Raw genomic sequence first — 25476 nt, forward strand, 5'->3', positions numbered from 1 at the left:
CCGCGAGATCGAGGTCCGTCCATGCTCAGTCCCCTGACCCACCCCGTCTACCGTCATCTGTTCCTCGCGCAGGTGCTCTCCCTGGTCGGCACTGGTCTCGCCACCGTTGCGCTCGGCCTGCTGGCCTACAAACTGGCGGGCGCCGAGGCGGGTGCGGTGCTCGGCACGGCGCTGGCTATCAAGATGGTTGCCTATGTCGGAATCGCCCCCGTTGCCGGCGCCTTCGTCCATCTCGTGCCACGGCGGACACTGCTCGTGACGCTGGACCTGGTGCGGGCCGCTGTCGCGCTGGTGCTGCCCTTCGTCACCGAGATTTGGCAGATCTACGTCTTGATCTTCGTCCTGCAGTCCTGCTCAGCCGCCTTTACTCCGACCTTCCAGGCCACCATCCCCGACGTGCTCCCGGAGGAGGCAGAGTACACCAAGGCGCTCTCCCTCTCACGCCTGGCCTATGATCTGGAATCTCTCGCCAGTCCGGCGCTCGCCGCGGCGCTGCTGACCGTCATCAGTTTCAACTGGCTGTTCGCCGGGACGGCGCTCGGCTTCCTTGCCTCCGCGGCGATGGTCGTCTCCGTCGTCCTGCCTTCGCCCAGGCCGCCGGAGCGCGCCGAGAGTGCCTGGGGCCGCACCACGCGCGGCGCCCGCATCTACCTGGCAACCCCGCGCCTGCGCGGGTTGCTGGCGCTGAACCTCGCCGTTGCGGCGGCGGGCGCGATGGTGATTGTCAACACCGTCGTGCTGGTGAAGGCCAATCTCGGCCTCGGTGACCGAGAGGTGGCCTGGGCGCTCGCCGCCTATGGCTCGGGCTCCATGCTGGCAGCGCTGGTGCTGCCGCGCCTGCTCTCGGAGTTGCCGGACCGGCCAATTATGCTGGCCGGCGCCGGGATCCTTGCGGTCGGCATGGCGATCGGGCCCTTTGCAAGCCAGGCCCTACCGACGCTGTTGGCGCTGTGGTGCTTGCTCGGTGTTGGCAACGGCATGGCGCTGACGCCGTCGGGGCGACTTCTCCGGCGCTCGGCCCATCCGGGTGACCGTCCGGCGCTCTTCGCTGCGCAGTTCGCGCTCTCACACGCGTCCTGGCTCCTGACCTATCCGTTGGCCGGATGGCTTGGAGCCGGCCGCGGCACGGGCACGACCTTCGCCCTCCTCGCCGCGGTAACCGCAACCGGCGTCGCCTTGGCAGTGGTGGTTTGGCCGAAGAGGGATGCAGAGGAGGTTGAGCATGCCCATGCGGACCTGCCGCCGGACCACCCGCACCTTACTGGGACAGACGGGGCGCGTCACCATCGACATGCCTACGTCATTGACGACCTGCACCACAGCTGGCCGGGACGCTGATGGTCAGATACGTAGCGCCATGCACCTCTCTACAGACCAATGGCTCAATCGCGCTCGGGAATGGCGATTTGCGCCGTAGAAGCTCGTAGGGCCTGCTTCGCATTCACTTCATTTAGCCACCTGGGTACACTTTGTCTGCATCCGGGATGTCGCGTCCGCGGCAGATGACCGGAACGGGCACGAAGCCATTGGTCCTGTGACCCAGCGGCATACGGCCGCTTCACTCCCAGGAGCAGACCTTGGCGGACCGGACTTGAAGGTCCGAGAAGGGTCGAACGCGGCGGAAGCCGTGCGCTGTAGCGCTCCCTGTCGGTCAACGGCGTTCCTGAAAAGTTCGAGCTTCGCGTTGTTTATCTGACAACCGACGCTCTGCCCTCACCAAGCGCGACGTGCTGGTGGTGGACGAGGCCGGGATGGTCGGCTCGCGCCAGATGGAGCGGGTGCTGACGCACGCCCGCGAGGCCGGGGCGAAGGTGGTGCTCGTCGGCGATCCCGAGCAGCTCCAGGCCATCGAGGCCGGCGCCGCCTTCCGGGCGCTGGCGGAGCGGCACGGCGCGGCCGAGATCGCCGAGGTGCGGCGGCAGCGGGAGGGGTGGCAGCGGAACGCCACGCGGGAGCTGGCGACAGGCCGCACCGGCGACGCCCTGCACCGCTACGAGCGAGCCGGTGGCGTACGGGGACACAGCAGCCAGGAGGAGGCGCGGGCGGCTGTTGTCGCGGGCTGGGCGGCGGGGCGTCGGGAGAGTCCAGGCGAGAGCCGGATCATGCTGGCGCACACGCGGGCCGACGTGGCGGAGCTGAACCGGCTGGCGCGCGGGGCGATGCGCGAGACCGGCGCGCTGGGGACCGAGCACCAGGTGCAGACGGAAGCCGGGCCGCGGGCGATGGCTGCCGGCGACCGCGTCATGTTCCTGCGCAACGAGCGCGCGCTCGGCGCCGGGCCAGGCGGGCGCGGCGGCGCCGCGGTGAAGAACGGCGCGCTCGGCACCGTGCTGGCGGTCGAGGCCGGCGGGGAGCGGCTGACGGTGGCGCTCGACGGAGCCGGCGGGAAGGAGCGCGGCGCGGCGGTGACGTTCTACCTCCGCGACTACGGCCACCTGGACCATGGCTACGCGGCGACGGTGCACAAGGCGCAGGGCGTGACGGTGGACCGGGCGCACGTGCTGGCCGGGCCGGGGATGGACCGGCATGCGGCCTACGTCGCGCTGACGCGGCACCGCGAGGGCGTGGCGCTGCACTGGTCGCGGGAGGCGATGGGCGACCGCGAGGGGCTGGCGCGCGCCCTGTCGCGGGCACGGCCGAAGGACACCGCGCTCGACTACGATGGCCCCGACCAGGTGGCGGCCTTCGCGGAGCGGCGCGGGCTGCACCCGCTGGCGCCCCGGAGCGAGATCGCCGTGCGCGCGCCGGACGAGGAGGACGGCAGGAGAGTACGAACGGAGCCGGCACGAGAAGCGCCGCCGGCACCGCTGCTGCCGGCCTTCCACGACGCATGGGGCCGCGACAGCCTCGGCCGCGCCGCGACGCTCGGCGATCTGCGCGCGGCGGCCGACGCCGATCCGAAGGTGCGCCAGGCCCGCGAGGACCGGGCGCACTGGATCGCGTCGGCCTACCGCGACCCGGAGGCCGCGCGCGCCAAACTCGATGCCGTGCTGGCCGCCGAGGGCGGGGATCTCCGGCGGGCTGCGGCGCGGCTGCGCGAGGCCGGGCCGGAGGCGCTCGGGCGGCTGAACGGGCGCGAGGGCTGGTTCGCCGGGCAGGAGGCAGTGTGGAAGCGGATGAACGCGCGCGGCGCGGCGCATTCCGTCGTGCGGAGCCTGGAGGACGAGGCGGGGCACCGGGAGCGCGCGGCCGAGGGGTGGCGCTCCGCCGTGGCGGAGCAGCGCGGGCGCGACGCGGTGGAGGTGCCGGGCCTGTCGCCGGCGGCGTGGAAGGCGCTGGAGGACGTGGCGCGCGCCCGCGCCGAGGCCGACCGGCGGGCACGGCCAGGCGAGGGCTGGCACGCGGCGGAGGCGCGGCGCGACGCGCGGGTGGCGCTGGCGTGGGAGCGCGGGCGGCGGGCCGGGGTGGCGGGGGAGATCGGCCGCTTCCTGGACGCGGCGCGGGCGCGGCTGGGGGAGGAGGGCGTGCGCGGCGCGCTGCGGGCGGCGTCGCGGGGCGAGGCGGCGGAGGTGCCCGGCGCGAAGCCCGCGCAGGCCCGCGACCTGGCGCGGCTGGCGCGCGGGGTGTCGCTGGCGAGGGAGGGCGCGGAGCGGCACCGCTCGCACGGGTGGCGCGTGGGGGAGCGGCAGCGCGAGCGGAAGGCGGAGCTGGCGGCGGAGAAGGCCCGGGCCGCGGATCGGCAGAAGCGCGGGCTGCCGCCGCCGACGCCAGAGGAACAGCGGCGGGAGCGTGAGCAGCACAGGCAGCGGCAGGGGCCGCGGCTGAGCATGTGATGTGGCAGGCAACGCCAGCCGCCCCAGCCGCAGCGGAGGGGCGACATGGGAACGACGAGGCGCGGTTGGGCGGGAGCTGCGCGCGGGGGAGGAGGGCCTGAGCCGGGTGGTCAGGATCGAGAGCCGGAGCCGCCTTGCGCACAAGGGAGTGGAGAGGACGACCGAGCGACAGCGCGAGGCGGAGCGGGAGCGGCTGGGGCTACGCCAGGGATGCGGATGTGACGCTGAGAGAGTAGTGGCCGTGTTGGTGTCCGGGCTGAGGAGTGATCATAGCCATCATAGCGCTTCTTCCAGGACGAGCAGTGCGAGGAAGCCGACGAAAAAGGCGGCGGTGATGGCCGGAGTCTCCGGCTGCTCGTGCGCCTCCACGAGCAACTCCTCCGTCACGAGGTAGAGCAGCGCGACCAAGCCGAACGCAAAGAACGCGTCCAGATAGGGACGGGGCAGCGTGCCGGCCAGGCTGCCGAGGAACCCGCCGACGGGCAGCAACAGGCCTATCCCGGCTGCCGCCGAGAGCACCGCGACGCGTGACGCGATCCGCTCCCTCAAAGCCAGCGTGGTGGTCAGTCCCAGGAACACGACTTCCAGGGTAAGCGCTACCGTCAGCAACAGGCCCTGCTGCTGACCCGCCACGAAGCCGATGCCGAGCACGAGGCCGTCGATCAAGATGTCCACGGCGCCGATCGCGGCAAGACCGGCCGAGCCGCCGGCCCGGCGCCCCGCCTCCTTCACCAGCAGCATGGCGGCCACTCCCAGCGCCCCGCCGATGGCGATGGGCAACGCCGCTCCCTGATGCTTCAACCCCGGCAGGATTTCGCTCGCGGCGGCCGCGAACACCACTCCCGCCGCGAAGTGTTGGATCGCACTCGTGGCGCGCGGCCCCGGCGGCCGGACCACTGCGGCCATGGCACCCAGGAGCAGCCCGGCCAGCGGGATCAGGGTATAGCCGACGGCGCCGCTCAACATGCTTCGTGTCTCCGGCGCCCCTCGGGCCAAGGCTCGCTCGTCAGGATCGGAGATGATGCGGACCAGGTAATGGGATCTATCCCCCCGTTCCGGCGGGCTTGTCCGGACTGTCCTGCTTGAGCCTGCCGAGGGCGACGAGGACGAGGAAGTTGGCGAGGGCCAGCACGAGGCCGATGTCGTAGAAGCCGTAGCCTATGGCACCGCCGACGACGCCGGTGTTGAGGACGCTCGCCGCGGTGGCCGTGCCGTGGGTCGTGGTGCCGGCCTTGAGGATGGCCCCGCCCCCGATAAAGCCGATGCCGGTGATGAGGCCCTCGAGGATGCGCGCCTGTCCCACCGACCGTTCGCCGAGCACCTCGATCCCGAGCATCACGAAGCCGCAGCTCGCGAGGGCGACGATCGGGAAGGTGCGCAGCCCGACGCTCCTGGTTTCACGCTCGCGGTTCCAGGCAATGGGCAGGCTGAAGAGGAAGGCGAGGAGCAGGCGCACGAGGTGGGTCGTCACGTCGCCCCAGACGCCCAGGGCGGAACTCATCATGGCCCTCCTCCGGCGCCAGCAGGCAGCGGCGTCGCGCTCACACCCGCAGCCTCGCCTCGGTCTCGCGCAGGCGCTCGTCCTCGACCTGCGCGGTGACGTGATCGATCCCGAAGCGCTCCGCCACGAGGGTCCGGACGTCGCGGAGCACGCGCGCATGGTCGGCCCCGTTCCGCACAACGACGTGCGCGCTCATGGCGTCGAGGCCGGAGGTGATCGTCCAGACGTGGAGATCGTGGACGGCGGCCACATCGCGGATCTCGCCGATGCCCCGCTCCATCAATTTCACGTCCACCCGCGGCGGGGCACCCTCCAAGAGGATGTGGGCCGCCTGGCTCAGCAAGTTCCAGGTCCTCGGCACGATGAAGAGCCCGATGCCGGCGCCGATGATGGGGTCCGCGAGCGTCCAGCCCGTCGCCATGATGACAAGGGCGGCGATGATGACGCCGAGCGAGCCGAGCATGTCGCTCAGGACCTCGAAGTAGGCCCCCTGGATGTTGAGGCTCTCGGACGAGCCTCCCGCCAAAAGGCGCATGCTGGCGAGGTTGACCGCGAGCCCCACCACCGCGACGAGCAGCATTGGCCAGCCCAGCACCTCGGGCGGTTCGACGAAGCGCCGGTAGGCCTCGTAGAGGATGTAGACGGTCAGGAGCAGCAGCACGACGGCGTTGGCGAGCGCGGAGAGGATTTCCGCGCGGAGGTAGCCGTAGGTCCGCTGCGGGGTGGCCGGGCGCTCACCAAAGCGGATCGCCAGCAGCGCGAGCGCGAGGCCGCCGGCGTCGGTCAGCATGTGCGCCGCATCCGCCAGCAGCGCGAGGCTGCCGGTGAGGAGCCCGCCCACGACTTCGGCCGCCATGTAGGTCAAGGTCAATCCCAGGGCCCAGGCGAGGCGGCGCTTGTGCCGCGCCGCGGCCGAGGAGCCGACGGGCGCGTCGGCCGCAGCTGGTGCATGCCCATGTCCACCGTGCATCAACCCTTCCCTTCCGTGTCCAATGGCCGATCGCCTGGAAAGGTGACCACCCGGTATAGGTAGAGGAGGGCGAGGGCGCCCACGACGACGTTCGAGATCGGGTTCACCCAGCGGGCCACCGCGTCGTACCGGTCCTCCAGGAGATAGCCCATGCCGGCGAGGAAGGCGGTCCAGAGCGCGGTGCCAAGCGTCGTCCAGGCGAGGAAGCGGCCCAGGCCCATGGCGGCGATGCCGGCCGGGACGGAGATGAGGGTGCGCACCGCCGGCACCAGCCGCCCGGCGAACACCGCCGGCGCGCCCCAGCGGGCGAACGCCTCCCGGGCGCGGTCCACCTCGGCGGGCGAGAGGGTGAGCCAGCGGCCGTGGCGCGCGGCGAAGCGCCGCAGCCGGTCCGGTCCCAGCCACCGCCCGAGGCAGTACCAGGCGAGCGCCCCGAGCACCGACCCGGCGGTGCCGGACAGGATGATGGGTACGATGCCGAGCCGTCCCCGGGCGGCAGAGAAGCCGGCCAGAGGCATGATCAGCTCGGAGGGGATCGGCGGGAAGAGGTTCTCGGCGAGCATCAGCAAGGCGATGCCGAGATAGCCGCCCTGCTCGACGAGGCCCGTGATCCAGTCGAACATCGCCGCCCTCCGCTACTCTTCCGCGACCCGCCGTGTCCGGCCGCGCCAAAAGAGCCAGGCAAGCGCGCCGGCGCCCAACGCGGCCAACGCTGGTGGGACCAAGGGGAGGAGACGCAGGGAACGGACGAAGGTCCGGGACATGGGCTCCGGGCGGTGCGGGTCGAGCGCGTGTGTGGAGCCCAACTCGCGTTCCAATTCCGACAGATCCGACGGCTCAAAGCGCACGAGGGTCCGGCCGGACGGCTGCGCCAAGCTGTCCAGTGCCCGCACGAGCGACCCGTCGGCGGCGCGCAGGGCAGCCCCGAACGCGTCGCGGCTGACCCCGAGATGCTCGGCGAGCAGGCCGTCGCGCACGCGCAGGATCGCGGCGCGCAACTCGGGCGCCCGCGCGTCATGTGACCGGACCTCGATCGCGAGGTCGCACTCGGTGTCCACGCCCATCGAGCGGTTGTTCACGTTCGAGGAGCCGATCCGCAGGAGCGCGTCGTCCACCACGAGGACCTTGGCGTGGACGTAGATCGCCCTGCCACCCGCCGTGACGGGCGTGCAGAAGCGCAGCCGGTCGTGGCGGTCCGCCTCGCGCAGCCGCCGGACGAGGAGGGCCCGTGCCGCGCCCATCACCTCCCCCTCCAGCCAGCCTATGGCCCGCTCGGGGTTGATCACGACGACCTCCGGTCCGTCCGGTTCGAGGAGCCGCCGCTCCAGGGCCTCGCCGACTCGGTGCGCGGCGAAGTATTGGCTCTCGAGGTAGATGCTGCGGCGAGCCGAGGCGATCGCGGCGAGGTAGAGCGCCTCGATCTCGCGCACCTCCGGCAGGCCGTCGTAGGCAGGTTGGGTTCGCGCGATCGAGACGTCGGTGTCGCGAAACGTCGGCTCCAGCCCGTCCGGCCAGCAGCCGGTGCAGGGAGGGGGCGGGTCGGGCCGCCAGCCGTTGGCGGCGAACCAGCGCTCCCGGGCGAGGTCGCCGAGGGCGCGCGCGGCCTCGCCGTCCACCGCCATCGTCACGTCGTGCCAGGGGCCGTGCGGGGCACCGCCCGGCCACGTGCGGCGCGGTTCACGGTCACGGTGTGCAGGGGTGTCCCAGCGCCCGCCGGTGACGTCGATCCCGCCGCAGAAGGCGACGGCATCGTCGATCACCGCGATCTTCTGGTGGTGGCAGGCGCTCGGGGGGTGGTGGCGGTCGAGGTGGAAGTGGAGGCGATGGCCACCGAGCCATTCGAGGAGGAAGAACGGCGTCGTGCCGCGGAAGGGCATCTTGAGGAAGGCGAGGTCCCAGCGCAGCACGTAGACGCGCAGCCCCGGGCTGCGCCGGACGGCATGGTCCAGAAGCCGCCCGATCCGGTTGGGCACGGAGGTCGGGGCCTCGCCGCTTCGGTCGAGCTCGATGCGGGCATCGAAGTCCCAGCCGATGAGGAGGATGGAATGCCGCGCCCGGAGGACCGCGGCCTTGAGGTGGACAAAGTAGGCGGCCGCATCGACGATGACGGCGGCGCGGTCGGCGCGCGCCACGCGCCAGCAGGTCGCGCCGGGCTGGAGGACCGGGTCAGCTGGCCGGTGCTGCTCCGGTGCCCGCGTCCCAGGAGCCCCTACAGGCAAGATGCCTTGATCGCCGCTCAGCGGAAGAGCCGGCCGAGAAAGGAGTCGTGACCACTCCGCCGGCCATGATCCCTCCCGTGACCACTGCCGTGTCCGCTCCCGTGTCCCCCATGCCCGCCGTGCCCGCCATGTTGATCATAGCCGTATGCCCATCCCGGAGGAGGGGCAGCGGGGGCGTAGCCGCCCGGAGCGCCCTGGCCGGGGGCTACCCAGGGGCTCGGTGCGCCCGGCGTCCCGGGTTGGGCCTGGGGCACTGTGTCCGGCGGAGGCGCACCCTGGAACGCCGCGCTGCGCTCGATGATCTTGTCCAGCTCTCCCCGGTCGAGCCAGACCCCACGGCAGCGCGGGCAGTAGTCGATCTCGATCCCCTGCCGCTCGCTCATCACAAGGTCCACGCGACAGCGCGGACAAGGCATGCCTTCCATCGGCCGGTCAGCCGTCGCGTCGCTCATCATTCCTCCGTGTGGTGCGGTGATCGGCGGGGCCGTTCGGCGGCCCCGCCAGCCGCGCGTCAGGGCTTGGGGGGGGCGCTGCGGTCGCGGTGGCCGTGCGGGTCCAGGTCGCCGGGCTTGTGGCCCGGGTGGTCGTGGTGCGGACCGGGCTTCTCGGACACGCTCCGGTCGCGGTGGCCGTGCTGGTCGAGGTCGCCCGGGGTGTGGCCGGGGTGGTCGTGGTGCTGACCGGCAACTTCCTTCCCAGCCTTGTCGCGGTGGCCGTGCTGGTCGAGGTCGCCGGGCTTGTGGCCCGGGTGGTCATGGTGCTGACCGGGCTTTTCCTGCGGCATGGCTAATTCCTCTCTTGCTTGATTGCCAACGCGAGCGACCACGCGCCGTGGTGGCACGTCATCGCCCATCACCTTCAACGCGCGGCGTAACGGACGGTTAGCGCGTCAAAGCTCGGTTCCCGGCACAAGCAAGTCATCCTCACCGGCCGGAGAACTCTGCTACATCCTCTAGTCACTAGAGCGTGATCCGTTTACACTGTAACATAGCCTGCATGGCTGAAGTAGTTTGAGCACTCGGTTGGGGAGAACTCGGTGAGGAGTTCTCCGATCCGATGCCAGACGGCGGCGATGGAGCGGGCGCTGGCTTTCCTGAGCAGTGTCTTGAGCTTAGCGAACATCATCTCGATGGGGTTCAGGTCGGGGCTGTAGGGCGGCAGGAACAGCAGGTGGGCGCCCACTGCCCGTATCGCTCGGCGGACGGCGAGACCCTTGTGGCTGCCGAGATTGTCGAGCACGACAACGTCGCCAGGCCTGAGGATCGGCACGAGGAACTGCTGCACCCAGGCGAGGAAGATGGTAGCGTTGATCGGGCCATCGACCACGCAAGGCGCCTCGATGCGGTCCGAGCGCAGGGCGGCCAGGAAGGTCATCGTCGTCCAGTGGCCGTGCGGAACGCGCGCCACGAGACGCTGGCCTTTTGGGGCACGGCCATGAGTGCGGGTCATGTTTGTCTTGGCCCAGGTCTCGTCGATGAAGACCAGGCGGGCCGGGTTGATGCGCTTCTGATGACGGCGCCAGCGTTCGCGTTTGCGGGCGACGTCGGGCCTACTCTGTTCGGCGGCGTGCAGGCTTTTTTTTGAAGGTCAGTTGCTCACGGGCGAGAAATCGCCAGACCGCGCCGTAGCCCACTTCAATGCCCCGCACCTCGGCCAGCTCGGCCCGCAGTGCACGGACCGTCAGATCAGGTGCGGCCGAGATCCGCGCCAGCAGCCAGTCCCGCTGGTCCAGCAGCACCGGGCGACGCCGCGCGACGTGTGGCCGCGGTGCCGTGCTGCCCGTCATGCGGGAAAGCTGCAACCAGCGCACGGCGCTCGCCGCACTCACCGAGAAGGTCTTTGCTGCCTCGCGCGCCGTCGCGCCCTCTCGCATCGCCGCCACGACGCGATCGCGCAGGTCTCGGGACAAGGCTCGGGTCATGCGCTGCTGGCCCCCAACCCAGCCAGCAGCTTGAATCAGAAATCCAACCGCGCCGGAATCCCAAATCCGATTCCGTCAGAAAGAATCACGCTCTAGAGGAGCAAGCGGGTATGTGAAGCTGCCCCCTAACTGACCGGGCACGGTCTCCAACTCCCGTAAGGGGTAGGAGTATGACCGTGCGTATGACTGACGCTCCCGAGAAGGTGGAGGTCATCACCTCCGTGCAGCGGCGGCGGCGCTGGAGCGCGGCCGAGAAGATGCGGATGGTGGAGGAAAGCCACGAGCCGGGCGCCTCCGTCAGCCTCGTGGCCCGGCGCCATGGGGTGAACCCGAACCAGCTCTTCACCTGGCGCAGGCTGGCCGCCCACGGCGCCTTCACCGCGGCGGCGGCCGGGGAGGAGGTGGTGCCCGCCTCCGACCACCGCGCCCTCCAGGAGCAGGTGCGCGAGCTGCACCGCCTGCTCGGCAAGAAGACGCTCGAGGCGGAGATCCTGAAAGAGGCGCTGCAGCACGCCGGCCCCAAAAAAAGATTGCTGCTGCGCGGGCCACCGCCGCCTCGGGACGGTTCGCGGTGAAGGCCGTCGCCGAGGCGACCGGCGTCGCGAGCTGCGTGGCCATGGTCTCAAGGAGAACGGTTCGGCGGTAGGTCACAGGAACCTAGCCTCCCTTCCAGCGGGCGTCGCGTGCCCGGCGACCTTCGGAGCCGTCGGCTGCAAGGCCGATATGAGGAGGAGGCCGACGCCGCACACGATGCCGACGTCCGCCACGTTGACGGTGGGCCAGTGCCAGCCGCCGCAATGGGCGTCGAAGTCGGTCACCGCGCCCTGCCGCAGCCGGTCGAGAATGTTGCCGAGGGCGCCACCGATCACGAGGCCGAGCCCAAGGGCCTCGGCGCCTGACCGGGTCCGCCAGAGCCAGCAGCCGAGAAAGGCGACGCCCGTGTTGAAGCCGAGCCGGAGGTTCAGCAGGTACATCAGCCTTACCGTCACGACTATCCCTCCGTCGCAAGGACGAGGAGGCCGAGGCTGACGAAGAGGACGCCGTAGACCCCCGCCTCCCATCGCGCGACCCGGGACAGGTCGAACCCTTCGAGGCCGGTCAGGGTCAGCCAGGTTAAGAGGCTCATTGCCGCGACCGTCGCGACCGCGAGCACGCCGGAGAGGAGGATGAAACCCATCCATCCGAGGACAACTCCTGCGCCGTACACCGGCAGGAAGCCTTCGCAGGGCGAGAAGACCAGCAACGCGAGGAGACCCGCGATCACGGCGAGGTCAGACCGCCGTCGGGCAGCGCCACGTGGGGCTCCATGATGTTGGTCGTGTTGGTGGCTTCCGGCATGCGCGTGACCGCCATGGCCATGCTGGGGATCGTGATCATGCCCGCCGAGGAGGTGGACATGCCTGTGACCGGCGCCGCGTGCCTGCCGCCAGAGATAGTAGGCCCCGACCGCGATGAGCACTCCGCCGGCGAGCCAACCGAACGTCCGGCCGAGCGTGCCATCGGCCTCGACGCCGACGAAGACGAGGAGGGCGCCGAGGAGCGCCGTCAGGAGCACGTGACCCATGCCGGCGAGCGCGACGACGCCGAGCGTACGGGTGCGGCCCCATCCTTGGCCGCGGGCCGCGAGCACGAAGGGGAGCCAATGGGTCGGGATGGCCGCGTGCAGGAAGGCCACCACGACGCCCGTCGCGACGATCGGCGTGAGGAGTTCGGGCTGCGAGACCACTATTCCTCCGCCGTGCGCGGCTTCCAGCCCAGGAGCCGGAGGGCGTTGAGGGTGACGAGGACGGTCGCCCCCGTGTCCGCGAGGATGGCGGGCCAGAGGCCGGTGACGCCGAGGAGGGTGGTGACGAGGAAGACGAGCTTCAGGCCGACGGCGATGGCCACGTTCGTCTTGACGTTGAGCATCGTCGCCCGCGACAGGCCGACGAGTTCGGCGACCCCCGTCACGCGGTCCCGCAGCACGGCGGCGTCCGCCGTCTCCAGCGCGACGTCGGTGCCGCCGCCCATGGCCACGCCGACGTCCGCCGCGGCGAGCGCCGGGGCGTCGTTGATCCCGTCGCCGACCATGACGACGGAGCCGCTGCGCCGAAGGGCCGCTATCTCCCGCAGCTTGTCGTCCGGCAGCAGACCGGCCTTCACCTCCATGCCCAGGCCGCCCGCGATGGCGGCCCCGGTACGGGGGTTGTCGCCCGTGAGCATCACCGACCCGATGCCGAGGCGGGTGAGCGCCGCGATGCCCTGCGCCGCGTCGCCGCGCGGCTCGTCCCGGATCGCGAGCACGCCCGCGACGGCCCCGTCCACGATCACGACGACGGCGGTCTTGCCCTCGCTCTCCAGCGCCTCGACGCGCGCCGCGAGCGGACCGAGGTCGGCATCGACCTCCCCGGCGTAGCGGGGGGAGCCAACGGCGACGCGCCGCCCGGCAACGAGGGCGGTGACCGCGCGGCCCTGCACGGCTCCCGCCTCCGACGCGGGCGGCGTCGCGATGCCGCGCGCCGCGGCTTCGGCCATGACGGCCTTCGCGAGCGGGTGGGCGGACCCGGCCTCGACGCCCGCGGCGTGGGCGAGAAGGTCCTGGTCCGACGTCCCCGTCGCGGGCACCACGTCGGTGACGCGGGGGCGGCCCTCGGTGAGCGTGCCGGTCTTGTCGAAGGCGACGGTGCGGGCTGCCCCGATCGTCTCCAGTGCCGCGCCGCCCTTGATCAGCAGGCCCCGGCGCGCGCCCGCCGACAGGCCCGAGGCCATCGCGGCGGGCACCGAGATCACGAGGGCGCAGGGACACGCGATGAGCAGGATCGCGAGGCCGCGATAGACCCCCGTCCACCAGTCCCAGCCGAGGAGGAGCGGCCCTCCGAGGATCACCGCGAGCGAGACGATCATCGCCCCGGGGGTCCACCAGTTGGAGAACCGCTCGATGAAGCGCTGCGTGGGCGCACGGGAGGCGGTGGCCTCCTCCACCATGCGGATGATGCGGGCGATGGTGTTGTCGGAAGCCGCGCGGGTGACGCGGACCCGTAGCGCGCCGTCGGCGTTGATCGACCCCGCGACGACGGCATCGCCGGGCCCGCGGGCGACGGGCACGCTCTCCCCCGTCACCGGGCTCTCGTCGAGGGCGGACTGGCCGTCCTCGATCGTGCCGTCGCAGGGCACCCGGTCGCCGGGTCGGATGAGCACGAGGTCGCCGACGGTCAGGCGATCGGACGCGACCTGTTCCGTCGAGCCGTCCGCCTGCACCCGCAGCGCGGTCCGGGGCATGAGGGTGGCGAGCGCCCGGATGCCCGCGCGTGCCCGGCCGGCCGCGACGTTCTCCAGCAACTCGCCGACCGCGAAAAGGAGGACGACGACCGCCGCTTCCTCTGCCGCGCCAATGATCGCGGCGCCGACGGCGGCCGTGACCATCAGCGTCTCGATGGAGAAGGGACTGCCCGCGCGGGCCAGGACGAAGGCGCGCCGCCCGAAGGGCACGAGGGCGACGGCGGTGGCCGCGAGGAAGAGCGGGTAGGTCAGCCGCTCCGGCAGGACGAGGGAGAGCGCATAGGCGCCGAGGACGAGCGCGCCGAGGAGCCAGACGAGGCGGGCCTTGCCCGTGGCATACCAGGGCTTCGTCGCGTCCGCCGGGTCGTCGTGGTCGGCGTGGGAATGACCGAAGCCGCCGTGGCCCTCGTCCGCCCCCTGGGCGTGGCCGGCGGCGCCGGCGTGCGCATGGCCGGAGTGGTCGTGACCGGGATGGTCGTGCCCAACTTGGTCGTGGTCGGCATGATCGTGCGCGGTATGGTCATGCGCGGGCCGCGTCGTGGCGGGCGGGATCACGGCGCCCGCGGACAGGGGCCGGGCGGCGTAGCCGAGGCCGGAGAGGGATCGCTCGATGGTGGCCGCGTCGGTTTCCCCGGGCGCGAGGCGGAGTGTCAGTCGCTCGGCCATGAGGTTCACGGTGATGTCGGACACGCCGGGCAGGCGTCGCAGCGCGCCCTCCACCTTTGCGACGCAGGAGGCGCAGTCCATCCCCTCGACCTTCCAGGCGAGGGTCGCGGGGGCGGTGGACGCCGGCACGGGGGGAGTGGTGGCGGGAGACGCCGTCGCGACGGGCGCGTCGAGCCGGGTGGCCTTGTAGCCGAGGGCGGCGACCTGCCTCTCCACCGCCGCCGCGCCCGCGGGATCGGCGAGGGTCGCGGTGAGGCGCTCGGCCATGAGGTTGACCGCGACGTCCGACACGCTGGGTACCCGTTCCACCGCCTTCGTCACCTTCGCGACGCAGGAGGCGCAGTCCATGCCCTCCACTCGCCAGGAAGCGCTCCCACCGTGGCCGGCGCCGGCCATCCTCGATCTGTCCATCACGCGCACTCCCGTGTCCCGGCATCGAAGATGGTGCCTCTAGCCACTAGAGGTTCAAGGGAAGCCCGCGAGACCCGGACGTCCACCTCGTCACGAGGTCGCGTGACGCGCTGAGATGGGCGCGGCGGCGACGTGGGCAGCACGGGACGTTCGCCGGGAAGCTTGAACCTCTAGTGGCTGGAACTCCCATATCGGCCTTCGGTGCCCGACGCGATCCCGCGCGGGGCCGATCGCGACGGAGGCCGATATGGGCAGACACGGTGGATCCCACCGGGACGGTGGCTGGCCCGGAGGGCACCGCGTTTCCGGCCTGGGCGGCCCGGGGCACGGCGCTCCGGGGCCCTTCCCGGGCGGCGGATACCCGCCCCGCCGCCCGCCACCGCGTCCGCGGCTGGTGGTCTGGGCTTCCGCCCTCACGGCCGTCGCGGTCTGGTCGCTCCTCGCCTGGGGCGCTTACGGGCTCGTGGATGGCGGCCTGGCTTGGTTCGGCGGCAACGCGGCGGTGCTCGCCGAGCGCGGGCACGGCCTCGCCGGTGCGGTGGGCGCAGGGCGAGAGTTCGGCGCGGCGGTCGAAGGACTGAACGCCGCGGGCGCCCTCGGCGCCCTGCGGGGCATCCTCAAACCCCTCATCGTCGTTATCTGGGCAACCGGGGCCGTCGCGCTGCTCGCGGCGCCGCTCCTGCTCGCGCGCCTCGCGGGTCGGATGGGCTTCCGCGGGCGGTATTGACCCGCACGGGCTGTCGTTAGCCGCCCGGGGGCAGCCGGAGCCTCCTCCAGTGCGAGCATCGCAAGGAAGCCGATGAAGAACATGGCCGTGCTCAGGCCGGATGCGGTAATGCCCGCATCGTGCGTGGCGGTGGGGTCGTGCCCCCTTCCGTCCCGAAACCGCGGTCCGCAGCACCGCACGCGGCAAAGCGATCCGGAACCTCAAGGGCCCACCAACCCGCCGGACGGTAAGTTGGGGATCAGTTTGGCCGAACGATGACGGCATGTAGCGTTCTGTCAAACGCCCGTTTGACAGAACGGTACAGGCTTTTCCGGAGCTTTGCCCTGCCTTTCGCCAAGGGCAGCGCACGGCAGCATTGCGCGCGGCAACCACATTTTGATGTGACAAGCACAACGGAATGCGTATATGCAACGCCTATACGGGCCGCCCGTTGGCGTGGCGTTTGGTAGAGGAGCTAGGAGGGTTCGATGGCAGTGTGTGAGATGGAGCGCACCACACAGGCGCGCCCGGCCAAGCCCGCCAAGTCCACCCAGGTCAACATCCGCGTCGAGCCTACCCAGCTCGCCACCATCGACGCCGCAGCGGAGGCGCTCGGGCGCAACCGCACGGCCTTCATGCTGGAGACGGCCGTGCAGGCGGCCGAAGCGGTGCTGCTCGACAAGCGCCTGTTCGCGGTGGACGACGAGACTTACCAGCGGTTTGTGGACCGACTGGACGCCCCGCCCGCCGCTAACCCGAGGCTGCGCGCCCTCCTGCGCCGCAAGGCGCCGTGGGAGAAGTAGCCCCGCTCCCCGGGGCGGAGCTGCGACCGCCCGAGCGGCTGACCGACGCCCACGACCTCGCGGCCTTCGCCTCGGCCGAGCCCGCGCTGGACGAGTGGCTTAAGCGGCGCGCGCTCGCGGCCGAGGGCCGGACGGCGCGGACGTACGTCGTGTGCGTCGGCCGGCGGGTCGTGGGCTACTACGCGCTGGCCAACGGGGCGGTGCAGCGGAGCGTCGCCACGTCCAAGGTTCGGCGCAACGCGCCGGACCCGGTGCCGGTGATGGTGCTGGGCCGGCTCGCGGTGGACGCGGCGTGGGAGGGCAAGGGCATCGGCAGCGGCATGCTGCGCGACGCCATCCTGCGCACCATCGCAGCCGCCGAGATCGCGGGCGTCGGCGCCATCCTGGTGCACGCGATCTCGGAGCGGGCGAAGGATTTCTATCTCCGGTACGACTTCAAGCCGTCGGACCTGGAGCCGATGACGCTGATGATCACCCTCGCCGAGGCCGAAGCGGAGCTCGCCCGGAGGCCCTGAGCGGGGTCGAACGGCCGTGCCGGAGCGGGTTACGGGCGGGGGAGGGTATCGAACCCTCCCCCGTCTTCCCCGCCGACCAGTCAGCCAGGAGGCCGGAGCGGCACCAGCCGCGCCCGCCCGGTGGTGCTCAGGCCCTCCCATCGCTGAAAAGAGGCCGTCGTACGAGCCCCGGTTGGGGCCACGCTCGGAACATACGCCCCCGCTTCCGGATTCGTCAAGATCGATCTGCGGGCGGATTTGGCGGCTTGGGCGCTCTGTTTTGGCAGCGCGGCGCCAGCGATGGGTATTCCTCTCCTGAGTATGGATAGCTGTGTATGGATAGTGGGTATCGGTAACTGTGTATGGATAAACTGCCAAACTGGCAGTAGGATGTGTCGTATGGCTGAGTGACGTGAGGAGGCCGACGCCATGTCCGATATTGTCGAGAAGTGGGGAAGGCCCGTCGCCGAGCGCGGTTTCGCGCAGGTCCCGAACTATCTCCTCCTTCTCAACCAGTTTCTCGACGACGAGCACCGCCTCAGCCCCGTCGAGCTGCTCGTGCTCATCCAGCTCGTGGGCACCTGGTGGAGGAAGGGCGACAAGCCCTTTCCCTCCATGGCGACCCTCGCGCGCCGTTGCGGCTCGTCCGAGCGGCAGATCCAGCGCGCGGTGAACCACCTGGTCGCCGTCGGCTTGGTCGCGAAGGAAAAGCGCCGCGCCGGCCGCGGGCTAATCTCGTCCAACGCCTACGACCTGACGCCGCTCGCCGAGGTGCTGGAGGAGGCGGCGAAGGCCTACCCGAACGACTACCCGCGGAAGATCGATCCCGACGCGACGCGGCGCATCACCGCACGCCTTGGGAAGGGGGCGGCGCCACCAGCGCCAGTGCCTGGCGAGGGCGAAGCGGGCGCGGAGGGGCAGCCGACGCGCCGCCGCCCGCGGCGGCGCCTGGCGATACACCAGGCCTGACCCGTGCCGCCCACAAGCAACGGCCCGGCCGCCCCCTCCCCGCCCCGCTTCGTCGCCTACCTCCGCGTCAGCACCGAGGGCCAGGGCCGCTCCGGGCTGGGGCTGGAGGCGCAGCGCCAGGCCGTCGCCGCGCACGTCGCCCGCGCCGGGGGCGAGCTGGTGGCCGAGTTCCGGGAGGTGGAGAGCGGGCGCAGGGCAGCCCGGCCGCAGCTCGCCGCGGCGCTCGCCTGCTGCCGCACGCGCCGCGCCGCGCTGCTGGTGGCGAAGCTGGACCGCCTCGCCCGCGACGCGCGGTTCCTGCTGGGGCTGGTGGAGGGCACGGGCGAGGCGGGGGTGGTGTTCTGCGACCTCCCCCAGCTTCCGCCCGGCCCGGTAGGCAAGTTCATGCTGACGCAGATGGCGGCAGTGGCCGAGCTGGAGGCCGGGCTGACAGGCCAGCGCACGCGCGCCGCGCTCGCCGCGGCGAAGGCGCGCGGGACGCGGCTGGGCAACCCGCGGCTGCGGCCGGGGACGCCGGAGGCGGCGGCCGGCGCCCGGGCGGCGAAGGGGGAGCGGGCCCGCGCCCGGGCGGCGGAGCTGCGGGCCGTGGTGGAGGGGCTCAGGGCCGAGGGCGCCGTGCCGGAGGGCGCCGGGCTGCGCGCGGTCGCGGCGGCGCTGGAGGCCCGCGGCGTGCGCGCGCCGCGGGGCGGCGCCGCTTGGTCGGCGGCGCAGGTGCGGCGGGTGCTGGCAATAGAGCCAGCCGGCAGCCCATAGGAGTGTCGCATTGTCTGCTGGACGACGCGCATACTTGTCTTTAATCCGACGTGTCGACACTGCGAGGCGTCGGCATGCAGACCTTGGCGATGATCGCCCAGAAGGGCGGGACCGGTAAGACGACGTTGGCCCTGTCGCTCGCCGTGGCGGCCGAGGCCGAGGGCCTGACCGTGCTGGTCGTGGACTTGGACCCCCAGGCGAGCGCGTGCCGCTGGGGCGACCGGCGGACCGCCGGCAACCCCGCCGTGATCGACGCCCAGCCGGCCCGCCTCGCCGCCGCGCTCGCCAAGGCGGCCCAGGCCGGCGTGGACCTCGCCATCGTGGACACGCCCGCGCGCGTGGAGCAGGCGGCGGCGGAAGCCGCGAAGGTCGCGGACCTCGTGCTGATCCCCTGCAAGCCCTCCATCCTGGACCTCGAAACCCTCCGCACGACCGCGGAGCTGGTGCAAGGCCGGGCGAAGCGCTCGCCGCTGGTGGTCCTCAATGCGGTGCCTGCCCAAGGCACCCGGCACGAACAGGCGGCCGAGGCCATCGCCGCCATGGGCCTGACGGTCTGCCCCGTCCACATCGGGCAGCGGGTCGCGTTCGAGTACGCCGCCCAGGCAGGCCAGAGCGTGACGGAGTACGAGCCCGACGGGCGCGCCGCGTCGGATGTTCGACACCTCTACAATGCGATATGTCAGACTGTCGGCATGTCGAAAGCGAAGGAGCGCGCGCAGTGAACAAGCGGCCGAACCTGGCTGCCGTCGCGGCGGCGGCCGGCAGCACGCGGCGCCGCGACCTTGAGCCGGTCCCCGCCCCCGTGCCCCCGCCGGAGGCGCGCGAGGCGGCGGGGCCGAGGACGCGGGTGGGGACAAAGCAGATCGCCGCCCACTTCCCCGAGGAGGTGGCGTGGCAGCTCCGGGCGCTGGCGGTCGAGCGCAAGACGACCGTGCAGAACCTCATGGCCGAGGCGCTGAACGACCTGTTTGCCAAGCACGGCAAGCCCGAGCTGGCCCCCCTGGACCGGGCGCGCGGGCCGGCCTGATGGCGGAGGAGACGCCCGCCGGCGGGGCGCTATCGAGCACGACGCGGCGCCTCCTCGACGCCGCGGAGACGCTCCGCCGCGGGCCGCCCTTCGACCTGGACTTCCTGCACACCGTCCTCACGCAGACCGGGCTGCCGTTCCGCAACCCCGGCGAGGCGCGGACCTGGGAGCGGCAGCAGGGCGGGGCCGCGCTCCGCATCGAGGCCGGCGCCGTCGCCGACCCCCGCGCGGGCGGCTTCCGCAACGTCGGCGTGCCCTTCGGCGAAAAGGCGCGGCTGGTGCTGATCCACCTCACCGGCGAGGCTCTCCGAACTGGCTCGCCCGTGGTGGAGGTGGAGGACAGCCTGACGGCCTACGTGCGCGAGCTGGGCCTGCCCACGGACGGCCGGACCATCGGGACCGTGAAGGAGCAGCTCGCCCGCCTGTCGGCCGCGACGGTGCGCCTCGCCTACTTCGCCGAGGGCCGCGCAGCCCAAGTGAACGCGGCGCTGGTGAAGGGGCTGGATCTCTGGGCGCCCCGCGACCCGCGGCAGCGCGTCCTCTGGCCCAGCACGGTCCGGCTGTCCGACGACTACTTCGCCAGCATCCAGAACCACGCCGTCCCCCTCGCCCGCCCCGCCATCCGGGCGCTGGCGCACTCCGCGCTCGCGCTTGACGCCTACTGCTGGCTTGCCCAGCGGCTTCACCGCGTGCCGCCCGGCAAGCCGCAGGCTGTGTCGTGGTCGGCGCTGCGCGAGCAGTTCGGGCAGGGCTTCGCGCGCGAGCGCGACTTCCGGCGGCAGTTCCGGGAGACGCTGCGAACCGTCCTGACGGTCTACCCCGACGCCCGCGTGGAGGAGGGCGAGGAGGGGCTGCTGCTGCACCGCTCCCGGCCCCCGGTGGCGCCCCGGACCGTGCCGAGGGCGATCAAGCCGGCCGCCTCGTAGGCTGTGGACAGCCCGACTTATCCACGAGCACTTGGTCGCGCAAAGCACGAGCACTTGGTCGCGCAAAGCACGAGCACTTGGTCGCGCCCATATATAGATCCGATAGGTAAACCTATAATCTTCCGGTAGTTGGTTGCCGCTTTGTGGGGAAAGCCTCGAAACGTTCGGCGGATCGCCTCCCGCTGGCAAGGGCGCACGGTGCCCCGGTGCTCGGGGCCGTCAAGGACGCTCGCCTCCGGCTCGCGCCGCTCCGCGGTGGCCTCCGGCCATCCCTGACCGCCCCTGCGCGCCGCGGCGGCCGGAGGGGGTCGGGACGGAAGGCGTCCCGACCTTTCGACCCTTCGCGGCCCACCGGCAGCATCCGTGCGGAAATTTGGAGCCCATCACGAAACGTGGGCAGGCGGCGGGGTGACGGTCGGTGGGAGGGGTAAGCCAAACGAGGGGTTCCCTGCCCATCCGACAGGCCGCCCGAGTTTTGCTGACCGTCCAGGCCGACCAGCGGTAAGGTAATCCGGTCAGGCAATCTACGGCAGGCCGACGCTCGGGCTGACGGGTTTCCTGACCGTCGACGGGAGCCTGCCCGTGCTGATCGGCTATGCCAGGGTCTCTACAGAGGACCAGAACCTCGACCTCCAGCGTGACGCCCTGGGCCGCGCTGGCTGCGAGCGCACCTTCGAGGACCGGCGATCCGGCGCCAAGGCTGACCGGCCAGGGCTCCTCGCGGCCCTCGACTACGCGCGTCCCGGCGATAGTCTCGTCGTTTGGCGCCTCGACCGGCTCAGCCGCTCGCTCTCCGACCTCATCGCGCTGGTGCGCCGCATGGAGGGGACCGGGGTGGGGCTGCGCTCCCTCACCGAGGGCATCGACACCTCGACGCCGAATGGTCGGCTCACCTTCCACCTCTTCGGCGCGCTCGCCGAGTTCGAGCGGGCGCTGACCCGCGAGCGGACCGGAGCCGGCCTCGCCGCCGCCAGGGCGCGCGGTCGCCGGGGAGGTCGCAAGCACCGCCTCACCCCGGAACGCCGCGCCCACGCCGTCGAGCTGTATCGCGCCCGCGACAGGACGGTGGGGGAGGTCTGCCGGCTAATGGGCATCTCGAAACCCACGCTCTACGCCTACGTCGCCGAGGCGGAGGCCCGGTCGTGACGCAAGGAGATGGCCGCGGCGGTGACGCGCCGACGATCATGCGCCTCCGGGTCGCGCTGCGCGACGTCATGCCGACGCCCTGGCGGCGGCTGGAGGTCGCCGCTGCGACGACGCTGGCCGACCTTCATTCCATCCTCCAGGCGGCGATGGGGTGGGAGGACCTCCACCTCCACCACTTCCGCATTCTCGGCCGGGGGTTCGACCCCGGATACGCCGACTTCGGCCGGGTGCGCCTGGCCGACCTTCGCCTCCGCGCGGGCGAGCGGTTCACCTACGAGTACAACCTCGCGGTGCCCTGGCGGCACGAGATCCGCGTCGAGGCGGTCGGCCCTGGCGTCGCCGGCCGGCGCTATCCGCGCTGCACGGACGGCCGGCACGCCGCCCCGCCCGAGTGGTGCCCGGGACCCGAAGCGCTCGACGAACTCAAGGGCGAGCTGCTCGGCCTGTCCTACGTCGAGGACCTGGACCTCATGGCCGAGTTCGGCCGTGCCGTGCTGGACATGCGGGACGGCCGGGTTTGCGACGTGCTGGACGTCGTCGGCGCGGACAACCTCCGGCGCGCCCTCGTGCGCCAGGAGTGCCGCGAAGCGCTGACAAGCCCCTTCGACCGGCACGGGGCGAACGCGGCCCTCCACCGGCTCGCGACCGCCGACAGGGGAGCCGTGCCATGACGATGCGCTTCACCCTCACGCTGACGGCCGAGGCCGACGGCGGTGCTGGCCGGGCGACCGAACGATCCGTCGTTGCCGTGATCGAGCGGGACGTGTTGGTGCCCGAAACGCTCGGGCTCACTCTCGCCGAGGCGAAGGAAGTGTTGGGCAGGGTCCAGGAAGCCGTCGCGGCCAACCAGGTCGCCGCGCACGCGGGGGCGTCCCGGCGCTGCGCCGCCTGCGGGATTGCCCGGCGCGTGCGGGGCCACTGCCCGCTCACCTGCCGCACCGCCTTCGGCACGGTCCGGATCGCGGCCGAGCGGCTGCGGCGCTGCGCGTGCGGCGCCGATCCCGCCGCCGGCAACCGTGCCTCCTTCAGCCCCTTGGCCGACCTGCTGCCCGAACGCACGACGCCGGAGTTGCTCTACCTTGAGACGCGGTGGGGCTCGCTCGTCTCCTACGGCATGGCGGCCCGCCTGCTCGGCGACGTGCTGCCCCTGGAGCGGCCGATCGCGCCCGAGCAGGTGCGGCGGCATCTCCACGCCGTTGCCGCGCGAGAGGAGGACGCGCTTCGCAACAGACCCGACGGCGCTCCGTGGACTGGCTGCCAGCGGGACCTTGACGCGTTGCCGGCACCGGACGGGCCGGCCTATGTCGGCGTGGATGGCGGCTTCGTGCGCGACCGCGCGGGGTCCTGGTTCGAGGTCATCGCCGGCAAATACGTCCCAGGCTTCCGCCGCGACGCCTCCGAGGACGCGGCGCCACGCCCTGCCAAATGCTTCGCCTTCGTTCAGGCGCACGACGACCGGCCGCGCCGGCGATTGACCGAGGTCCTTGCCTCGCAGGGCCACACCCCGAACCAGCGGGTCGTGCTGATGTCGGATGGCGGCGATTCCGTGCGGCGGCTGTTGGCGCACGTCGGCCCCGAGGCCGAGCATGTGCTCGACTGGTTCCACGTGACGATGCGCCTGACGGTGCTGGCGCAGATGACGAAGGGCACATGCCCGGATCGGGGCTGGACGGAAGCGCGGCTGCGCGACCTCGAACGGCTGAAGTGGCTCCTCTGGCACGGGCATGCCCGGCACGCCGTCGAGGCCGCCAGCGGCTTCGCCGACGACGCCTGGGGGATGGAGGGAGACGCCGAGGGCGAGGCGAAGGCGAAGCTCGGAAGGCTGCACCGGGCGGGCGAAGAGTTCGCGACCTACCTCCGGAACAATGCCGGGCAAATCATTGACTACGGCGAGCGTCACCGCGCCGGCGAGCGCATCTCTACCGGCTTCGTCGAGAGCGCCGTCAACCAGATCGTCTCGAAGCGCTTCTCGAAACGGCAGTCCATGCGCTGGACCCAGCGCGGGGCGCACCTGACGTTGCAGGCGAGAACGCGGGTGCTGAACGGCGAGCTGGAGGACGCCTTTCGACGACGCTGGCCGGCTTTCCGACTATCGCCCCCTCCAGCATCGGCGGCAGAAAACTGCTCGTTTGGCTTACCCCTCCCACCGACCGTCACCCCGCCGCCTGCCCACGTTTCGTGATGGGCTCGGTTTTCGGAAGGGGCTGCCGCAGCCGGGGACGAGGGAAGTTATCCACGGCGGATCACCCCCCCGTCGTTCGGCGGATCACCCCCCCCTAAAACCGGTAGCTAGATTCCCGATAGATTCTTGCCGGTAGCTGGCGGCACCGTTTGTGGGCAAGTCGGGCGGTGCCACGGTGCTCGGGGCGGTCAAGGACGCTCGCTGCGCTCGCGCCGCTGCGCGGTGCCTTCGGCATCCCTGACCGCCCCTGCGCGCCGTGCCGGCCAGAGGGGGTCGGGACGGAAGGCGTCCCGACCTTCAACCCGTCGCCTCCGGCGCGGGTCGAACAGAAGGCATCGGGGAGGAGCCGGGAAAGCAGGCCCGAGACTCGGGCCAGACGGGCCGTGGAGCGGTTTGGAAGGGCCGGAGGGTAGTCCGAGTGCAGCCGGGGGCCGAAACCCGCTCAGCGGCCTTCCAGGCGGCCGGGAAGGGTCATGCGACGGTGGCGGTCAGGCGCCCGGTCCGGGAGGGGCGGCAGGCGGCGCGAAGCCGAACACCCCGAAGAAGGTGGCGCGGTGCGCGTCGAGCCACGCGGCCGGCGCCGCGCCCAGCCGCCCCGCGATCACCCCGAGGTCGAGGGTGGCGAGCTTGTCGAAGCGCACGACGGACGGGACCTTCAGCCCGGTCCCCGGGTCGGGCGCGATCGGCGCCGTGTCCGGCCCCGAGCGGGGGACGGAGGTGATGAAGCACACCACCAGGTCCGCCCGGCGGGCGTTGTCGCGGGAGACGACGAGGGCGGGCCGCCGCTTGTCCCCGGAGAGGTCGGTGAAGGGGAAGCGCGCGAGGACGATGGCGCCGAAGTCGTACACCTAGCCGGTCCGCGGGCGCGGCGGCGCCGACTCGGCGAGGTCGGCGTCGCTGTAGAGGTCCGGCTCGTCGGCGAGCCAGTCGAAGGCGCCGCCGGCCTGCGCGATGGCGGCCATGGGCAGGGCGTCGGCGCCCTCTACCACCTCCACCACGACGTGCACGCGCGTCCCGGCCGCGATGCCGCGGCGGGCGAGCTCGGCCGACACCTGCCCGGCCTCGGCGTCGAGGGCGATCCGGCCCATGGCATGCCTCCATGCCGGGCATCCTAGCACACGCCTGGCCACCGCAATGCAACGCGCGGCAGCGTCACCCGTCCGCCAGCCCGGCGAACTCCGGGTCGGCGTAGTGACGGAGCTTGAGGGCAAGCGCCGGGGCCTTGCCGGGTCGGAGCAGCACCTGGGCGTGCGGCGGCAGCCGCATGGCCTCGTCGGGCGTCAGCAGCGGGCGGGCCGCGAGGTGCGTGGTCGTGCCCTCGCTGACGCTGGCCTGCCCGCCGCCCAGCCAGCCCGCCGGGCGGGAGGTGCCGGCGGAGGCGGTGGCGTATTCGACGGTCGCGTTGCCGAGGGTCCGCGACAGCCAGGTGGCGGTTTCGAGGTCGGCGGGGGCGCCGACCTGCACCAGGCCGGCGTTGGCGAGGAAGGTGGAGGCGCTCTCCCCATACGCCGCGCGGAGCTGGGCGAGGTCCTGCAGGATCGGCCAGAGCTGGACGCCGAGGCCGGCCATCAGCCCGGCGGCGGAGAGCACCGGCTCCAGCCGGCCGAGCGCGGCGAACTCGTCCAAGAGCAGGAGCACGGGCGGCGCGCCCGGCCGCTGGGGCGCGCGGGCCAGCTCCGCGACCGCCTGCGCCACCAGCAGGCGGAGCCAGCGGGCGTAGGCGCCCATGCGGTTGGGCGGCAGCACGAGGA

The 25476-nt window shown here is 72.1% G+C and carries 26 protein-coding genes and 3 pseudogenes; 16 read left to right on the plus strand and 13 right to left on the minus strand.

Annotated features, from left to right (window positions below; translation table 11 throughout):
• Window positions 1–21 precede the first annotated feature (21 nt).
• From LHA35_RS22750 to LHA35_RS29100, 3 genes and pseudogenes are all read left to right on the plus strand, one after another.
• Window positions 22–1338: an MFS transporter gene (locus LHA35_RS22750; protein WP_226612432.1), complete on the plus strand. Its 1317-nt coding sequence runs from the start codon at window positions 22–24 to the stop codon at window positions 1336–1338.
• Window positions 1339–1703: 365 nt separating this feature from the next.
• Window positions 1704–2807: pseudogene (locus LHA35_RS29095) on the plus strand (AAA family ATPase); the annotation flags it as partial.
• Window positions 2808–2900: 93 nt separating this feature from the next.
• Window positions 2901–3773: pseudogene (locus LHA35_RS29100) on the plus strand (hypothetical protein); the annotation flags it as partial.
• A gap of 276 nt (window positions 3774–4049) precedes the next feature.
• Here the strand turns inward: LHA35_RS29100 and LHA35_RS22760 are convergent.
• From LHA35_RS22760 to LHA35_RS22785, 6 genes are all read right to left on the minus strand, one after another.
• Window positions 4050–4739 (minus strand): ZIP family metal transporter, encoded by a 690-nt coding sequence (locus LHA35_RS22760; protein WP_226612436.1) that lies wholly within the window; start codon window positions 4737–4739, stop codon window positions 4050–4052.
• 76 nt (window positions 4740–4815) lie between these two features.
• The gene (locus LHA35_RS22765) at window positions 4816–5274 is read right to left on the minus strand and encodes an MgtC/SapB family protein (RefSeq protein ID WP_226612438.1); all 459 of its coding nucleotides are present in this window, start codon (window positions 5272–5274) and stop codon (window positions 4816–4818) included.
• A gap of 40 nt (window positions 5275–5314) precedes the next feature.
• Entirely contained in the window at window positions 5315–6244 is a 930-nt protein-coding gene (locus LHA35_RS22770) for a cation diffusion facilitator family transporter (protein WP_226612442.1), read from the minus strand.
• Window positions 6244–6867, minus strand: coding sequence for a DedA family protein (locus LHA35_RS22775; RefSeq protein WP_226612446.1), 624 nt, complete (start codon window positions 6865–6867; stop codon window positions 6244–6246). The genes LHA35_RS22770 and LHA35_RS22775 overlap by 1 nt, the downstream gene beginning before the upstream one ends.
• 12 nt (window positions 6868–6879) lie before the next feature.
• Complete coding sequence (locus LHA35_RS22780; RefSeq protein ID WP_226612448.1) at window positions 6880–8376, minus strand: phospholipase D-like domain-containing protein; 1497 nt, start codon at window positions 8374–8376, stop codon at window positions 6880–6882.
• 104 nt (window positions 8377–8480) lie between these two features.
• Window positions 8481–8918, minus strand: coding sequence for a TFIIB-type zinc ribbon-containing protein (locus tag LHA35_RS22785; RefSeq protein ID WP_338050952.1), 438 nt, complete (start codon window positions 8916–8918; stop codon window positions 8481–8483).
• A 134-nt stretch (window positions 8919–9052) separates the two neighbouring features.
• Here LHA35_RS22785 and LHA35_RS22790 point away from each other — a divergent pair, with 134 nt between their 5' ends.
• Window positions 9053–9253, plus strand: a complete 201-nt coding sequence (locus tag LHA35_RS22790) for a hypothetical protein (protein WP_226612450.1) — start codon at window positions 9053–9055, stop codon at window positions 9251–9253.
• 185 nt (window positions 9254–9438) lie between these two features.
• On the opposite strand, the gene LHA35_RS22795 is transcribed toward LHA35_RS22790, so the two are convergent.
• Window positions 9439–10384, minus strand: a protein-coding gene (locus LHA35_RS22795; protein ID WP_456316090.1) for an IS630 family transposase whose coding sequence is annotated in 2 segments (ribosomal slippage) — window positions 9439–10036 and window positions 10035–10384 — 948 coding nt in all. Because the reading frame shifts where the segments join, the coding sequence is not laid out codon by codon here.
• Window positions 10385–10566: 182 nt separating this feature from the next.
• Here LHA35_RS22795 and LHA35_RS22800 point away from each other — a divergent pair.
• Window positions 10567–10988 (plus strand): annotated as a pseudogene (locus LHA35_RS22800) (transposase); the annotation flags it as partial.
• Between the two features lie 43 nt (window positions 10989–11031).
• Here LHA35_RS22800 and LHA35_RS22805 read toward each other — a convergent pair.
• Genes LHA35_RS22805 through LHA35_RS22815 form a run of 3 tightly spaced genes read right to left on the minus strand, consistent with a single transcriptional unit; the run spans window position 11032 to window position 14656 of the window.
• Complete coding sequence (locus tag LHA35_RS22805; protein WP_338050954.1) at window positions 11032–11358, minus strand: signal peptidase II; 327 nt, start codon at window positions 11356–11358, stop codon at window positions 11032–11034.
• Window positions 11359–11375: 17 nt separating this feature from the next.
• Complete coding sequence (locus LHA35_RS22810) at window positions 11376–12110, minus strand: hypothetical protein (protein WP_226612455.1); 735 nt, start codon at window positions 12108–12110, stop codon at window positions 11376–11378.
• The gene (locus tag LHA35_RS22815; RefSeq protein ID WP_264185733.1) at window positions 12110–14656 is read right to left on the minus strand and encodes a heavy metal translocating P-type ATPase; all 2547 of its coding nucleotides are present in this window, start codon (window positions 14654–14656) and stop codon (window positions 12110–12112) included. Before LHA35_RS22815 ends, LHA35_RS22810 begins: the two co-directional genes overlap by 1 nt.
• 457 nt (window positions 14657–15113) lie before the next feature.
• Here LHA35_RS22815 and LHA35_RS22820 point away from each other — a divergent pair, with 457 nt between their 5' ends.
• The 11 genes from LHA35_RS22820 (at window position 15114) to LHA35_RS22870 (ending at window position 23725) form a co-directional block, all read left to right on the plus strand.
• Complete coding sequence (locus tag LHA35_RS22820; protein ID WP_226612459.1) at window positions 15114–15446, plus strand: hypothetical protein; 333 nt, start codon at window positions 15114–15116, stop codon at window positions 15444–15446.
• Between the two features lie 482 nt (window positions 15447–15928).
• A complete protein-coding gene (locus LHA35_RS22825; RefSeq protein ID WP_226612461.1) occupies window positions 15929–16228 on the plus strand; it encodes a type II toxin-antitoxin system TacA family antitoxin in 300 nt (99 codons plus the stop codon).
• Window positions 16216–16743 (plus strand): GNAT family N-acetyltransferase, encoded by a 528-nt coding sequence (locus LHA35_RS22830; RefSeq protein ID WP_226612463.1) that lies wholly within the window; start codon window positions 16216–16218, stop codon window positions 16741–16743. The genes LHA35_RS22825 and LHA35_RS22830 overlap by 13 nt, the downstream gene beginning before the upstream one ends.
• Before the next feature lie 408 nt (window positions 16744–17151).
• Window positions 17152–17691 carry a helix-turn-helix domain-containing protein gene (locus LHA35_RS22835; RefSeq protein ID WP_226612465.1) on the plus strand — a complete coding sequence of 180 codons (540 nt, stop codon included), beginning with the start codon at window positions 17152–17154 and terminating at the stop codon, window positions 17689–17691.
• Between the two features lie 3 nt (window positions 17692–17694).
• The gene (locus LHA35_RS22840) at window positions 17695–18444 is read left to right on the plus strand and encodes a recombinase family protein (RefSeq protein WP_226612468.1); all 750 of its coding nucleotides are present in this window, start codon (window positions 17695–17697) and stop codon (window positions 18442–18444) included.
• A 74-nt stretch (window positions 18445–18518) separates the two neighbouring features.
• Window positions 18519–19166, plus strand: a complete 648-nt coding sequence (locus LHA35_RS22845; protein ID WP_226612470.1) for a nucleotide-binding protein — start codon at window positions 18519–18521, stop codon at window positions 19164–19166.
• Window positions 19163–19471, plus strand: a complete 309-nt coding sequence (locus tag LHA35_RS22850; protein WP_226612472.1) for a ribbon-helix-helix domain-containing protein — start codon at window positions 19163–19165, stop codon at window positions 19469–19471. Before LHA35_RS22845 ends, LHA35_RS22850 begins: the two co-directional genes overlap by 4 nt.
• Window positions 19471–20397 (plus strand): replication protein RepA, encoded by a 927-nt coding sequence (locus LHA35_RS22855; RefSeq protein WP_226612480.1) that lies wholly within the window; start codon window positions 19471–19473, stop codon window positions 20395–20397. The genes LHA35_RS22850 and LHA35_RS22855 overlap by 1 nt, the downstream gene beginning before the upstream one ends.
• Window positions 20398–20979: 582 nt before the next feature.
• Entirely contained in the window at window positions 20980–21543 is a 564-nt protein-coding gene (locus tag LHA35_RS22860) for a recombinase family protein (protein ID WP_226612483.1), read from the plus strand.
• On the plus strand, window positions 21540–22214 hold the full coding sequence (locus LHA35_RS22865; RefSeq protein ID WP_226612486.1) for a plasmid pRiA4b ORF-3 family protein: 675 nt from the start codon (window positions 21540–21542) through the stop codon (window positions 22212–22214). The genes LHA35_RS22860 and LHA35_RS22865 overlap by 4 nt, the downstream gene beginning before the upstream one ends.
• Window positions 22211–23725, plus strand: coding sequence for an ISKra4 family transposase (locus LHA35_RS22870; RefSeq protein WP_226612491.1), 1515 nt, complete (start codon window positions 22211–22213; stop codon window positions 23723–23725). Before LHA35_RS22865 ends, LHA35_RS22870 begins: the two co-directional genes overlap by 4 nt.
• 488 nt (window positions 23726–24213) lie before the next feature.
• On the opposite strand, the gene LHA35_RS22875 is transcribed toward LHA35_RS22870, so the two are convergent.
• The 3 genes from LHA35_RS22875 to LHA35_RS22885 all read right to left on the minus strand — a co-directional run.
• The gene (locus tag LHA35_RS22875; RefSeq protein WP_226612494.1) at window positions 24214–24573 is read right to left on the minus strand and encodes a type II toxin-antitoxin system PemK/MazF family toxin; all 360 of its coding nucleotides are present in this window, start codon (window positions 24571–24573) and stop codon (window positions 24214–24216) included.
• Window positions 24574–24813 carry a hypothetical protein gene (locus LHA35_RS22880; RefSeq protein ID WP_226612497.1) on the minus strand — a complete coding sequence of 80 codons (240 nt, stop codon included), beginning with the start codon at window positions 24811–24813 and terminating at the stop codon, window positions 24574–24576. It abuts the gene before it with no gap.
• A 64-nt stretch (window positions 24814–24877) separates the two neighbouring features.
• On the minus strand, window positions 24878–25476 hold a 599-nt coding region (locus tag LHA35_RS22885), incomplete at its 5' end, for a type IV secretory system conjugative DNA transfer family protein (protein WP_226612499.1).

The sequence above is a fragment of the Roseicella aerolata genome, from assembly GCF_020523605.1.
Classification (GTDB): domain Bacteria; phylum Pseudomonadota; class Alphaproteobacteria; order Acetobacterales; family Acetobacteraceae; genus Paracraurococcus; species Paracraurococcus aerolatus.